11 protein-coding genes are annotated in these 12,621 nt (G+C 66.2%); 7 read left to right on the forward strand and 4 right to left on the reverse strand.

All coding sequences use genetic code 11. The features are described from left to right. Positions 1–32: 32 nt before the first annotated feature. The 6 genes from BRSPCE3_RS27795 (at position 33) to BRSPCE3_RS27820 (ending at position 7,282) form a co-directional block, all read left to right on the forward strand. Positions 33–686, forward strand: a complete 654-nt coding sequence (locus BRSPCE3_RS27795; RefSeq protein ID WP_244069535.1) for an amino acid ABC transporter permease — start codon at positions 33–35, stop codon at positions 684–686. Next, the gene (locus tag BRSPCE3_RS27800; protein ID WP_244069536.1) at positions 683–1,414 is read left to right on the forward strand and encodes an amino acid ABC transporter ATP-binding protein; all 732 of its coding nucleotides are present in this window, start codon (positions 683–685) and stop codon (positions 1,412–1,414) included. Before BRSPCE3_RS27795 ends, BRSPCE3_RS27800 begins: the two co-directional genes overlap by 4 nt. Positions 1,415–1,428: 14 nt before the next feature. Further along, positions 1,429–2,721 (forward strand): FAD-binding oxidoreductase, encoded by a 1,293-nt coding sequence (locus BRSPCE3_RS27805; protein ID WP_244069537.1) that lies wholly within the window; start codon positions 1,429–1,431, stop codon positions 2,719–2,721. Positions 2,722–2,801: 80 nt separating this feature from the next. Then, positions 2,802–6,032, forward strand: coding sequence for an adenylate/guanylate cyclase domain-containing protein (locus tag BRSPCE3_RS27810; RefSeq protein WP_244069538.1), 3,231 nt, complete (start codon positions 2,802–2,804; stop codon positions 6,030–6,032). Positions 6,033–6,079: 47 nt separating this feature from the next. Beyond that, positions 6,080–6,571, forward strand: a complete 492-nt coding sequence (locus tag BRSPCE3_RS27815) for a hypothetical protein (protein ID WP_244069539.1) — start codon at positions 6,080–6,082, stop codon at positions 6,569–6,571. An 18-nt stretch (positions 6,572–6,589) separates the two neighbouring features. Then, a complete protein-coding gene (locus tag BRSPCE3_RS27820; protein ID WP_244069540.1) occupies positions 6,590–7,282 on the forward strand; it encodes a trans-aconitate 2-methyltransferase in 693 nt (230 codons plus the stop codon). A gap of 17 nt (positions 7,283–7,299) precedes the next feature. Here the strand turns inward: BRSPCE3_RS27820 and BRSPCE3_RS27825 are convergent, their stop codons facing one another. The 3 genes from BRSPCE3_RS27825 to BRSPCE3_RS27835 all read right to left on the reverse strand — a co-directional run bounded on the left by BRSPCE3_RS27825 (position 7,300) and on the right by BRSPCE3_RS27835 (position 10,590). Next, positions 7,300–8,403 (reverse strand): dienelactone hydrolase, encoded by a 1,104-nt coding sequence (locus BRSPCE3_RS27825; RefSeq protein WP_244069541.1) that lies wholly within the window; start codon positions 8,401–8,403, stop codon positions 7,300–7,302. After that, a complete protein-coding gene (locus BRSPCE3_RS27830) occupies positions 8,309–8,623 on the reverse strand; it encodes an NIPSNAP family protein (protein WP_244069839.1) in 315 nt (104 codons plus the stop codon). Before BRSPCE3_RS27830 ends, BRSPCE3_RS27825 begins: the two co-directional genes overlap by 95 nt. Positions 8,624–9,000: 377 nt before the next feature. After that, positions 9,001–10,590: a gamma-glutamyltransferase gene (locus tag BRSPCE3_RS27835; protein ID WP_244069542.1), complete on the reverse strand. Its 1,590-nt coding sequence runs from the start codon at positions 10,588–10,590 to the stop codon at positions 9,001–9,003. A 104-nt stretch (positions 10,591–10,694) separates the two neighbouring features. On the opposite strand from BRSPCE3_RS27835, the gene BRSPCE3_RS27840 reads away from it, so the two are divergent. Further along, positions 10,695–11,468 (forward strand): enoyl-CoA hydratase-related protein, encoded by a 774-nt coding sequence (locus BRSPCE3_RS27840; RefSeq protein WP_244069543.1) that lies wholly within the window; start codon positions 10,695–10,697, stop codon positions 11,466–11,468. Positions 11,469–11,579: 111 nt separating this feature from the next. Here BRSPCE3_RS27840 and BRSPCE3_RS27845 read toward each other — a convergent pair whose 3' ends face one another. Next, the gene (locus BRSPCE3_RS27845; RefSeq protein WP_244069544.1) at positions 11,580–12,593 is read right to left on the reverse strand and encodes an NAD(P)-dependent alcohol dehydrogenase; all 1,014 of its coding nucleotides are present in this window, start codon (positions 12,591–12,593) and stop codon (positions 11,580–11,582) included. Positions 12,594–12,621: the final 28 nt, after the last annotated feature.

Raw genomic sequence — 12,621 nt, forward strand, 5'->3', positions numbered from 1 at the left:
GAGCACGTGACCGGACTGGATACATTGAGCTAATGCAAAAATTCTTCCATGACGCCATCGAGTTCGTGCCGATCCTGTTGCAGGGCGTCTGGCTGACCATCGTCGTCACGATCGGCTCGCTGTTGCTGTCGACCGTGCTCGGGCTGATATGGGCGCTGATGCGGGTGTCCGGCATAGGCATCCTCACCGGGATCAGCGCCGCGCTGATCAATGTGATCCGCGGCATCCCGATCATCGTGCTGCTGTTCTACATCTATTTCGTGATGCCGGATTTCGGCATCGCGCTATCGGCGCTGCAGGCCGCGATCATCGGGCTCGGCATTGCGTACTCGGCCTATCAGGCGGAGAATTTCCGCGCCGGCATCGAGGCGATCGACAAGGGCCAGATCGAGGCGGCGCAGACCATCGGGATGGGCTGGTGGCTCACCATGCGCCGCGTGGTGCTGCCGCAGGCGGTCAGGATCATCCTGCCGCCCTACGGCAACATCATGATCATGATGCTGAAGGATTCCTCGCAGGCCTCCACCATCACGGTGGCCGAGCTCGCGCTGCAGGGCAAGCTGATCGCCTCCTCGACCTTCAAGAACACCAGCGTGTTCACCCTGGTGGCGCTGATGTACCTCACCATGAGCATTCCGCTCATCCTGCTGGTTCGGCACTTCGAGAACAAGGCGAACCGCAAATGATCGAGCTCAACGACGTCCACAAGAGCTTCGGCAAGGTCGAAGTGCTGAAGGGCATCACCGCCTCGGTCGCCAAGAGCGAGGTGGTCTGCATCATCGGCCCGTCGGGCTCCGGCAAGTCGACCATCCTGCGCTGCATCAACGGGCTCGAGAGCTACGATCGCGGCGAGATCAGTGTCGAGGGCGCGCGCGTCGACAGCAATGACCGCTCGATCGTCGCGATCCGCACCCAGGTCTCGATGGTGTTCCAGCGCTTCAATCTGTTTCCGCACCGGACCGCACTCGAGAACGTCATCGAGGGCCCGCTTTACGTCAAGAAGGAGCCGCGCGGGCAGGCTGTGGCGCGCGGCCGGGCACTGCTCGCGCAGGTCGGGCTCGCCGACAAGGCCGAGGTGCATCCGCCGAAGCTCTCCGGCGGCCAGCAGCAGCGCGTCGCGATCGCGCGGGCGTTGGCGATGCAGCCGAAGGCGATCCTGTTCGACGAGCCGACCTCGGCGCTCGATCCCGAGCTGGTTGGCGAGGTGCTGTCGGTGATGCGCAAGCTCGCCGATGACGGCATGACCATGGTGGTCGTCACCCACGAGATGGGCTTTGCCCGCGACGTCGCCGACCGCGTACTGTTCATCGACGGCGGCGTCATCGTCGAGCAGGGCGCCGCCAAATCCGTCCTCAACCAACCGCAGCACCCGCGTACTCAGGATTTCCTGCGCCGCGTGCTGCATCCGCTGTGATCAGGTCACCTGCAATGAATGCGCCCGCCCGCCTGAAGCTGCCGCCGAGCCTCTACGCCGACACCGCGGTGGAAGCGACGCCGACACCAGCGCTGACATCGGACAAGAGCGTGCCGGTCGCGATCATCGGCGGCGGCTTCACCGGCCTGTCGACCGCGCTGCATCTTGCCGAGCAGGGCATATTCGCCACCGTGCTGGAAGCGCAGCAGCCGGGCTGGGGCGCCTCCGGCAACAATGGCGGCCAGACCAATCCCGGGCTGAAGCACGATCCCGACCAGATCGAGCAGGATTTCGGCGCCGATCTCGGCCGCCGCATGATCGATTTCTCCTACGGCACCACCGATTTCACACATGAGCTGATCCGCCGCTACCAGATCCCCTGCGAGGCGCGGCAGAACGGCACGCTGCGCGCCGCCTACAATGAGGCCAGCGCCGCCGCGATCGCGACCACCGCGCAGCAATGCATCCGGCGCGGCATGCCGGTAAAGCTGCTCAATGCCGCCGAGATGCGCGCGATGACCGGCAGCGACCGTTACCTCTGCGCCATGCTCGATGCCCGCGGCGGCGATCTGCAGCCGCTGAGCTATGCGAGGGGACTGGCGCGCGCCGCGATCGGGGCCGGCGCCGCCGTCCACGGCGAGACGCCGGCGCTGTCGCTGCGTCGCGACGATGGCCGCTGGCGGATCGAGACCCCGCGCGCAACCGTGCACGCCGACAAGGTGCTGCTCGCGACCAATGGCTTCACCGACGATCTCTGGCCGGCGCTCCGCCGCAGCATCGTGCCGGTGTTCTCGTCGATCGTGGCGACCGCGCCGCTGCCCGATGCCATCGCGGGCGCGATCATGCCGAGCCGGCCGGTGCTCTACGAGAGCGGCCACATCACGGTCTATTACCGCATCGACCAGCACAACCGGCTTTTGATGGGCGGCCGCGGCCCGATGCACTGGATCAGCAAGCCGGCCGACGTCGCCTATCTGATCCGCTATGCCGAGCGGCTGTGGCCGCAGCTTGCGGGCGTCAGCTGGACCCACGGCTGGAACAGTCGTCTCGCCATCACCGCCGATCACTATCCGCATGTCCATGCGCCGGCTGAGAACCTGCTGATCTCGCTCGGCTGCAACGGGCGCGGCGTCGCGCTCTCGACCGCGATGGGCGCCCAACTGGCCCGCCGCTTGATCGGCGGCCCCAAGGCCGAGATCGACATGCCCGTGACCGGCATCAAGCCGATCCCGATGCACGCCTTCTGGCGGGTCGGTGTCACCACGGCGGTGCTGACCGGCCGGGTGCGCGACCGGCTCGGTGTGTGAAGCATTTAACACAATTACAGAATGTGCTGGGCTAATCTGCCGCGTCGGATATATTCGCAGTCTTTACTGAAAGGCTGTTTATGCAGTGCGAGCGATGCGGTCATGCAAACCGGGCTGGCAACGATTATTGTGAAGATTGCGGTGCGCCGTTAGGCCTCAAATGTGAATCCTGTCACCATGTGAACGGGCCCTCCAGCCGTTTCTGCGGCCGCTGCGGGACCGTGCTCGCTGCGGTGGGGGCTCGTCCCGATGCGCCCTCGCAGCGGATGCTGCGTTCGCTCAGCACCAAGGGCGGCGAGCGCAAGAACCTCACTTTGCTGTTTGCCGATATCCGCAACTCGACCAATCTGATCGACAGCCTCGGCGATCCCGAACTCGGGATGCGGCGCCTGGAGCCGGTGCTCGACCTGATGAAGGAGGCTGTCCACCGCTACGACGGCATCGTCAACAAGATCCAGGGCGACGGCGTCATGGCGCTGTTCGGCGCGCCGCCGCGCCCGCATGAGGACCATGCGGTCCGCGGCTGTCTCGCCGCGCTCGCCATGCAGGATTCGGTGGCACGGCTGGCCGATCCCGGCATGCAGATCCGGGTCGGGCTGCACACCGGCGAAGTCGTCGTGCAGACGGTGGAAAACACCATCTACCAGACCTACGACGCCGCCGGCGCCAACGTCCATATCGCGAACCGGATGGAGCAGATGGCCGATGAGGGCGCGATCCTCATCACACGGGACACCTATCTCGGCGCCAGGCAATTCGTCGAGGTCATGCCGCTCGGCATGCAGACCATTCGCGGCATCTCCGCGCCGGTGGAGGTGTTCAAGCTGACCGGGCTGCTCAGCGCGCCCGCCAGCGACGTCTTCCGCAGCGGCCGGCGCCTGACCTCGATGGTCAACCGGACCGAGCAGATGGCGGCGCTGGAGCATGAACTGTCGCGCGCGGTCGGCGGCGACGGCCGGGTCGTCGGCATGGTCGGCGACGCCGGCATCGGCAAGAGCCGGCTCTGCTTCGAGTTCGCCGAAAACTGCCGCCGCAAGGGCATTCGTGTCTACGAAGCCCGCGTGCTGGCGCATGGCCGTGCAACGCCGTTCCAGCCGGTGCTCGAACTGTTGCGCGACATCTTCGGCATCCGCGCCAAGGAGCCGATCGAGACATCCCGGCGCCGCGTCATCGATCGTTTTGCCGAGATGGCCTCCTCGGACCAGGAGCTGCTGGTGCTGCTCGAATTCCTGGGGCTGGCCGATCCGGAGCATCCGGCCCCGAAGCTCGATCCGCGCGCGCTGCGGCTGGCGTTGCTCGATCTGGTTCGCACGCTGGTGCGGGCGCGCCCCGGAGACACGCCGGCGGTCGTCCTGATCGAGGACCTGCACTGGATCGACGCTGCGAGCGAGGAGTTCGTCGAGACGCTGGTCGATGCGATCGTCGGCACCGCGACGTTCCTGGTGGTCAACTTCCGGCCGGGCTTCACCGCGCCCTTCATGCAGCGGTCCCACTACCGCCAGATTGCAATCCCGCCGCTGCCGTGGTCCGATTCGAACGAGCTGCTCCGCGAGCATTTCGGCAAGCATCCCTCGCTGACTTCGCTGAGCAGCAACGTCATCGAACGCGCGCAGGGCAATCCGTTCTTCATCGAGGAGCTTGCCAACTCCGTCGTCGAGCGCGGCAATGTGGAAGGCGAACGCGGCAATTACCGGCTCAAGCATGGTGTCGATGCGGTGCCGCTGCCGGCGACGGTGCAGGCCGTCGTGGCGGCCCGCATCGATCATCTCGAGGAGGTCGCCAAGCAGGTGCTCGAAACCGCAGCCGTGATCGGCCGGCTGGTCGCGATGTCGGTGCTGCGTCCGGTCGCAGCGCTGCCGAACGACGATCTGCTGAACGCGATCGCGCAGCTCCGCCAAGCCGAGTTGCTGTACGACCTGCCGCCCTACGACAAGGGGCTGCTGGCGTTTCGCCATCCGTTGATCCAGGAGGTGGCCTATGCAACCCAGTTGCGGTCGCGGCTGACCACGCTGCATGCGACTGTCGCCAAGGCGATCGAGGGCTTCGACTGGGGCAAGCTCGACGAGTTTGCCGGATTGCTCGCCTATCACTACGAGGCCGCGGGCCAGCCGCTGGAGGCGGTCACCCATTTACAGCGAGCGGCGCGGTGGATCGGCAAGACCAACTCCGCCGAAGCGATGAAGAGCTGGAAGAAGGTGCGCGCGCTGCTGCAGGACCTGCCGTCGTCCGAATATGTCGACCGGCTCAGGGCGATGTCGAGCGGCCAGATCCTCAATTTCGGCTGGCGCGAGGGCATGTCCGCCGAGGAGGTCAAGCCCTACGCCGAAGAGGCGATCAAATACGCACGCGCCGCGGACCCGGTGCACGAGCCGATCCTGCTCGGTGCCTATGGCCGGATCCTGGCCGCGACCGCGGCGGCCGACGACTATGTCAATCTCGTCCAGGGCGCCTTGAAGCTCACCTCCGGCACCGGGGACGTCGGGCGGTTTGCGACGGTCAACGCCATGCTGAGCCAGGCGTTCTTCCTGTCGGGCCGGCTCGCCGAGGCGCTCGACGCCGGGCAGGTCGCGGTGGCGGCCATTGCCGAGCAGGGTGGCTTTCACAACAACGTCACACTCGGCCTCAACCCGAACCAGATTCTCGGCTTCGACGTCGAGCACTGGATCAGGTGTCTCGGCACCAGAATTCTGGTCCGGCTGGGACGCTTCGAGGAGGCCGAGCGGCGGATTGCCGAGGTGCTGCGGGCCGAACCGGAACGCTTCGCGGCCGTCGTGCAGTTCATTCCGCATTTCGCGATGGTGGAGATGGGCTGGAGCCGCGGCCGGCCGGAACTCGCCAAGCCGCACGCGGCGAGGATCGCCGAACTGGCCGAGCAGTCCGGCACGCCTTATCTGCGGGTTGCCGCCATCGCCAGTGCTGGCCTCGCCAGCGGCGCCGCCGGCGACTTCAAGGTCGGCGCCGCCCAGCTTCGGGAGGCGATCGACTTTGCGCGCTCGGCGCGCGCCGGCCTGGAATTCGAGGCCCGCATGCTCGCCGATCTGGCCGAAGCGCTCTATCGCGCGGCCGACCATCACGCGGCCCTGCAAGCGGCGGACGAGGCGCTGATGGTCGCGCGGCGAAGGACCGATCGCATCGCTGAGCTGCATGCGACCGTGCTGCGCGGCCTGATCATCTGCGCCCTCGGCAGCACGTCACATGACGAGCTTGACGAGATTGTCGGCGGCGCTCAGAATTTGCTCGATGTCTCCGGGGCAGTCTACTTCACGCCACAACTCGATCAGCTTCGATTGCACCTCGAGCGACGTCGCTAGACGCGACGATTTTTCATTTCTGGAAACAAAGTATTGAGGGGGTTTTGATGGGACGGATGATTCAAGACGATACGACGCGCGATGTGCTGGACATGCTGAACAAGCGGTTTGGTCCCGGCGGGATCATGGAGATGGTCGAACTGCAGAAGGAGTTCGATATCTTCTCGCCCAGCCACCCGCTCGAACAGTCGTTCCGGCTGATCGGAATCGAGCCGGCGGACCGGATCGAACGGCAGCGCTGGTACACCTTCCTCGGCACGCTGAAGGACTATCCGTCCGACCAGTCCAATGTGAGCGGATACAAGCGGGTCGTTCAGGCGTTCCGGCAGGCGCTCACGCAGGCCCCGTATCTGCCGGTGCTCGTCACCGTCCACGTCATGAAGGAAAACCCGCAGGTGACGTTCGCGGCCGAGGCCAGCATGCCGCTGATCTACTCGACCCAGTCGTACCGGGTGCTGTCGATCCCGACCAAGCCAAGCCAGGTCGCCCGCAAGGAGCTTGCGGCGGCAGCCAAGCAACGGCGCGCCAAGAAGAAGTGAGCAGGAAGTGAGCAATAAATGAGCATCGCAGCGGAGACCGCAGGTTCCGGCGCTGAAGGCGACCGGGCGCGGTTCTCCGACCTGTATGCCAATGTCGAGTCCTACTACAGCGCGCGGGTCGCCAAACACGGCGCCACCCCGCGCGGGGTGGACTGGTCTTGCCAGGCCACCCAGGACCTCCGCTTCGTCCAGTTGCTGAAGCTCTGCGACTTCTCCGCGCCGTTCAGCCTGAACGACATCGGCTGCGGATATGGCGCGCTGTGCGCCTATCTCGCGCGGCGCCACCCGCAGGCCGCGATCGACTATCTGGGGATCGACCTGTCGCTCGCCATGATCAGCCGCGCGCGCCGCCGCTTCTCGGCGCCGGGACGCCGTTTCAAGGTCGGCAAGGCAGGCCCGCGCCGCGCGACCTATTCGGTCGCGAGCGGCATCATGAATGTCAATGTCGGCGGCTCCCGCGCCTCCTGGGAGGTGTTGGTCGCCGAGATGCTGGCCGATTTGCGCCGCGCCAGCCTGCGCGGCTTCAGCGTCAACTTCGTCACCGAGGCCGCAGCCGCGGCGGATGCCAATGCAGCGCCGGTGCAGCTCTATTGCACCAGCCCCGAGCCGTGGATCCGCTATTGCGAACGCGATCTCGGCTGCGCGGTCGAGATGATCGATGGTTACGGAATGAACGAATTCACCCTGCTGGCGCGATGTGGGGATTGCTGATCGCCCGGCGTTCGCGCTTAGTGCGCGGCGGCCTCGCCCAGATGCTTTCTGAAAAACGCGATCGCCTCGGCATGGAAGCGCCGATGAAATGCGGCGCGGTCGAAGCCTGGCGCATCGGTGCAGATATTGGCAAACTTCTCCGTCTCTTTCGGCGTGCAGGGTGCAAGGAAGGAGAAGTGCCTTGCGTCCTTCACAAAATGATAGTCGAGCGGTGACGGTAGCTCGTCCTTGACAGCGGCGGCGCAGCAGCCCGACAGGCCGTCGCCGTTCTGCGCGGGGTCCGAGCTCCACAGTTGCACGGGGACCGTCAGGCCTTTCAGACTCCCGCTTTGGAAAAAGAATACGGGAAATGGATCGACGATGATCGCGGCCTTGATCCTCGGATCACGGACGACCGGCCCGCTCGGAACGAGTCCAGCTTCGAGTTCCTTGCAGGCTCGCAAGCTCGAGGTCTGGCAGGTCGGCAGTCCCTTGCGGAGATCGGGTGTGGCGCCGATCGCGGCGAGACCGGTGTAACCGCCCCATGAGAACCCATAGAGACCGATGCGCTCCGCATCGATGCGCGCCGCGTCGGGCCAGCCTCCGAGTGCGTAATCGATCGCACGCTTGATGTCGGCCGGCCGTTCGACCGTGACGGCAAGGCTGTCGGTGCCGCTGGTGTCGCGCTCGGTATCGGTCGGATGATTGATCGTGAGAACGATGAAGCCGGCATCCGCCAGCGCAGCGGCGGTGTCGTGATGACCGCCTAGCCAGCCGCGCCGTCCATGCGAGATCACGATAAAAGGCAGCTTGTCTCCAACGATCGGGCAGTCATTGACGCCGAAGAACGCTCGGCCGCCGCGGGCATCGATCTCGTGCGGCGGCTCCGCACAGGGATGCCATATCAGCCCTCGGATCGCGGGGCCGTCAGGGCCGGCGGGCACGTCAAAGGTCCGCAGCCCGGCGGCCTGTGCCGCAGAGAGGCCAAGCAACAGCAGCGCGGACAACATCAAGGGAAGATGGCGCATGGCTATCGCTTGCCCGACTTCAAGCCGCTTTCGGAAACAGCGGCCGGAAGAACGACCGTTCGTAGCGCGTGAAGCAGCCCGTCTCCTTTGCGAAGGCGATCGCTTTCTGCACATCCGGATCGGCGGCGGAATCCATGCGGTATTGCTCGTAGGCCGCAAGGCTCGGAAAGCTGAACATCGCCAGCGCGACGTCGCTCGCGCCTTCGGATGGCAGGAAGTAGCCGTGATGGACGCCGCCAAACCGCGGCAACAGGTCAAGCCACATGGCGGCGTACGCTTCGAACTCGGCGAGCTTGCCCAATCTGACCTCATAACGCAGGTAACAGGTAATCATCCCGTAATGCTCCAGCGCATCGTTGACCAAGGCGTCTCACTATATCCCGACGGCGAATTCGCGCCACACAGCGCTGTTGACATCGTGCATTGCGACCCATTCGGATCGTCGTCCTGGCGAAAGCCAGGGCCCGTCACCCCGAATGCGAATTGTTGCGCGAAACTGCGTCCTCAATTTCAACTGTCATCGCCCGGCTTGACCGGGCGATCCGGTACGCCGCGGCCACTAAGCACAGCCGTCTCTGGAATACTGGATCACCCGCTTTCGCGGGTGATGACATCGGGGGTGTTGCAATCGCACCCCATTCTCATCGTCGTCCCGGTCCCGTGCGCAGTCGCGCACTGCGCCCGGACGACGCGGGGAAGCGAGCCGCGCCGTCACCCCTCCGCGATGGCATCGGCCCACGGATGAAACGGCTCGGTGGCGCCGCTGTTTGTGGTGCCGTCGCGCAGCACGACGCTGGGGCAGGCGAACTTCTTCGGCTGGGTCTGGATGCGCGCTTCCTCATAGTCGAAGCGGCTACGCAGCGCGTCACGCACGGTTTGCGGCAGGCGGACATCGCCGATCACCACATTGCCTTCGCTGGCGTCGATCCGCGGCTGGTGGATCGCGGCGTCGAGATCCATGCCGAAATCCATCACGAAGGAGAGCAGCTGCGACACCGCGGGCAGGATGCGGCGGCCGCCCGATGCGCCGACAGCGAGACGGCGGCCATCGGCCGCCTCAGCCACCACCGGCGTGTAGTTGGTCAGGCAGCGCTTGCCGGGCGCGAGCGAGTTCGGCGCGCCTTGCGTCGGGTCGAACCACATGATGCCGTTGTTCATGGTGAGGCCCGTGTTCGGCGTCACGAATTTGGAGCCGAAGGTCGACAGCAGCGTCTGCGTCACCGCGGCCATGTTGCCGTCGCGGTCGACCGCGGAGAAATGCGTGGTGCAGCTCGGCGCGACCGCCTCGGCGCCGAGCGCGCGGCGGCCGTCGACATCGCCCATGTCCTTCAGCCGTTCGCGATAGGCGGCTTGCAGCGCCTCCGCATAGGCCGCGTAGGTCACAGCATCCGGGCCGCCTTGCGCGGGCGCGAGCGCCTGCTGCAACAGGCCGAGGGTGCGCGCCATGGTCGGACCCGCGGTCAGTTCCGGCGTCGCATAGACCGTGCCGCCGCGATAGGGAATTTTCAGCGGCTCGCGCAGATGGGCGCGGAACGCGGCGAGATCGCGCACCGACAGCGTGCCGCCGGCGGCCTGGATATCGTCGGCGAGGCTGCGCGCCAGATCGCCCTCGTAGAAGTCGCGCGGACCCGCCGCGGTGAGCTGCGCCATCGCCGTCTTGAGCTTGTCCTGCGGCATCCGGACCACCGATTTGATGCCCCATTGCGCATTCGGCGGCAGGCCATCCAGCAGATACGCCGCGGCGCTGGCCGGATAGCGCCGCAAGTCGGCAGCCGAGCTTGCGATCATGTCGGTGGTCCACCAATCCACCAAGAGGCCTTCGCCGGCGAGCTTGACGCTCGGCGCCAGCAGGTCCTTCCACGGCATTTTGGCGTGGCGGCGATGCGCCTCCTCCATGCCTGCGACCACGCCCGGCACCGCGATCGAGCCGGGGCCGTGCAGGTTGCGGTCGTCCTTGACCCGCGCCCAGGGGAACAGGTCGGAGGCCGCGCCGCCGGTCAGCGGATAATCCTCCAGGCGCAGGCCGTCGGGCGCGCGCATGCCGTAGTCGATCACCTCGACGCGGTTCTCCTTGGCGCGGTACAGCACCATCGCGCCGCCGCCGCCGGCGCCGCTCATCCAGGGCTCCAGCACGCCGAGGGCAAAGGTGGTTGCAATCACGGCGTCGACGCAATCGCCGCCCGCAGCCAATACCTCCGCGCCGACTTCGGCCGCCTTGCGCGATTGCGCGGCGACGATGCCACCTTTGGCGCTGACGGCGGGCTTGCGGATCACTTGCGAGTTGGAGAACTGGTCGGACATGGCGTTGCTTTCGCTGTTCTTGTTGCGGGCGGGTCGCGTTGGCGTAGCATGCCAAGCAGGGCACTGTCAGTGCAACAACAAGAACCAATTTCAGGGAGCGGAAAATGAGCGGTGTGAAGCGCGAGCGGGACGGCAAGGTCGGGATCCTGACGCTCAACGACCCCGCCAGCCTGAACGCCATGACGCCGGACCTGCTCGGCGATCTCGCGCAGGCGGTCGGCGAGATGAGCCACGATCCCGGCATCCGCGCGCTGGTGCTGACCGGGGAGGGACGCGGCTTCTGTTCCGGGCAGAACCTCAAGGCGTTCCAGTCGCTCGGCGACAACATCTACACCGGGGTGATGAAGCATTACTGGCCGGCGATGCAGGCGCTGCGCGAATGCCGCATGCCGGTCGTGGTCGCGGTCAACGGCGTCGCGGCCGGCGGCGGCTTCAGCCTTGCGATGTCGGGCGACATCATCCTGGCGGCGCGCTCGGCGAGCTTCATCCAGGTGTTCAGCCGGATCGGCCTGGTGCCCGATCTCGGCTCGACCTGGCTGTTGCCGCGGCTGGTCGGACGGCAGCGCGCGCTCGACCTGATGCTGCTGAACGAGCCGCTGTCCGCCGAGCGGGCGAAAGAGTGGGGCCTGGTGCGCGACGTGGTCGATGACGTCAAGCTGCACGACGAGGCGAAGGCGCTGGCCGGCCGTCTCGCCGACGGCCCGACCCGCGCGCTGGTCGCGACACGGCTGCTGCTCGAAGAGAGCGAGCACGCCAGCTATGCCGATCAGTTCCGCCGCGAGATCGAGCTGCAGCAGGTGATCCGCGAGAGTGCCGACGCCAAGGAAGGCCGCCAGGCCTTCGTCGAGAAGCGCAAGGCGCAGTTCACGGGACGCTAGGCCAGCATGCTAACGCATGATCCGGAAAAGTGCGAAGCGGTTTTCCGAAAAGATCATGTGCAAACGAAAGGCTAAAGCGCGATGACGATTCAAACCCAATCTCATCGCGCTTTAGCCGATCGCGATCGCGACCTTGCCGAAATGCGCGCCGCTCGCCATGTGAGCGAACGCGTCCTTGACCTGATCGAACGCGAACACCTTGTCGATCACCGGCTTGACGCCGTGCATGCTGATGCCGTCGCACAGCGCCTGCAGATCCTCGATCGAGCCGACGGTGACGCCCTGCAGCCGCTGCTGCTGCATCACCATCAGCGGCAGCCGGGTGTCGGCGGGGGCCGGCCCGGCAAGCACGCCGATGAAGGCGATGGTGCCGCCAATCTTCGTGGCGCGGATCGATTCGTTCAGCGTGCCGACGCCGCCGACCTCGACGACGAGATCGACGCCGCGCCCGGTCAGTTCGCGCGCCTTCTTGCCCCAGTCCGGCGTGGTCTTGTAGTTCAGCGTGACGTCGGCGCCGAGCTCTTTCAGCCGCGCGATCTTGGCGTCGCTGGAGGAGGTCGCGATGACGCGGGCACCGCACATCCTGGCGAATTGCAGCGCGAACAGCGAGACGCCGCCGGTGCCCTGGGTCAGCACCGTCTGTCCCGGCTTGATGTCGCCGAGCTTGACCACCGCGCTCCATGCGGTGAGGCCGGCGCACGGCAGCGCCGCGGCCTCGACGTCGTTGAGATGTTCCGGCGTGCGCACCAGCGCATGCGCCGGGAAGACGCGATATTCGGTCAGCACGCCGTCGACGCTGCCGCCGAGCGCCGCGCGCATCCGCGTCTCGCTCGGTTCGCCGCCGAGCCAGCTTTCGAAGAAGCTGCCGATCACGCGATCGCCGGGCGCGAAGCTCTTGACCCCGGTGCCGACCGCCTCGACGACCCCTGCGCCGTCGGAGACCGGCACCAGCGGAAACTTCTGGCGCGAGCCGTAGCCGCCCTTGACCGTGAGCAGGTCGCGATAATTGAGCGTCGCCGCTTTCAGCCGCACCAGCACTTCGCCGGGACCGGCCTGCGGAACCGGCTTGTCGACCAGCGCCAGAGCGTCGACGCCGCCGGGGCCTTGCAACTCATAGCATTTCACGGGACGTCTCCTGCTGGATGTTGTGATC

It is taken from the genome of Bradyrhizobium sp. Ce-3 (genome assembly GCF_022835695.1).
Classification (GTDB): Bacteria; Pseudomonadota; Alphaproteobacteria; order Rhizobiales; family Xanthobacteraceae; genus Bradyrhizobium.

Coding starts and splice junctions, on each gene's coding strand:
- BRSPCE3_RS27795 (WP_244069535.1), top strand. CDS start 33: ATGCAAAAATTCTTCCATGACGCCATCGAGTTCGTGCCGATCCTGTTG.
- BRSPCE3_RS27800 (WP_244069536.1), top strand. CDS start 683: ATGATCGAGCTCAACGACGTCCACAAGAGCTTCGGCAAGGTCGAAGTG.
- BRSPCE3_RS27805 (WP_244069537.1), top strand. CDS start 1,429: ATGAATGCGCCCGCCCGCCTGAAGCTGCCGCCGAGCCTCTACGCCGAC.
- BRSPCE3_RS27810 (WP_244069538.1), top strand. CDS start 2,802: ATGCAGTGCGAGCGATGCGGTCATGCAAACCGGGCTGGCAACGATTAT.
- BRSPCE3_RS27815 (WP_244069539.1), top strand. CDS start 6,080: ATGGGACGGATGATTCAAGACGATACGACGCGCGATGTGCTGGACATG.
- BRSPCE3_RS27820 (WP_244069540.1), top strand. CDS start 6,590: ATGAGCATCGCAGCGGAGACCGCAGGTTCCGGCGCTGAAGGCGACCGG.
- BRSPCE3_RS27825 (WP_244069541.1), bottom strand. CDS start 8,403: ATGTGCAGAAAGCGATCGCCTTCGCAAAGGAGACGGGCTGCTTCACGC.
- BRSPCE3_RS27830 (WP_244069839.1), bottom strand. CDS start 8,623: ATGATTACCTGTTACCTGCGTTATGAGGTCAGATTGGGCAAGCTCGCC.
- BRSPCE3_RS27835 (WP_244069542.1), bottom strand. CDS start 10,590: ATGTCCGACCAGTTCTCCAACTCGCAAGTGATCCGCAAGCCCGCCGTC.
- BRSPCE3_RS27840 (WP_244069543.1), top strand. CDS start 10,695: ATGAGCGGTGTGAAGCGCGAGCGGGACGGCAAGGTCGGGATCCTGACG.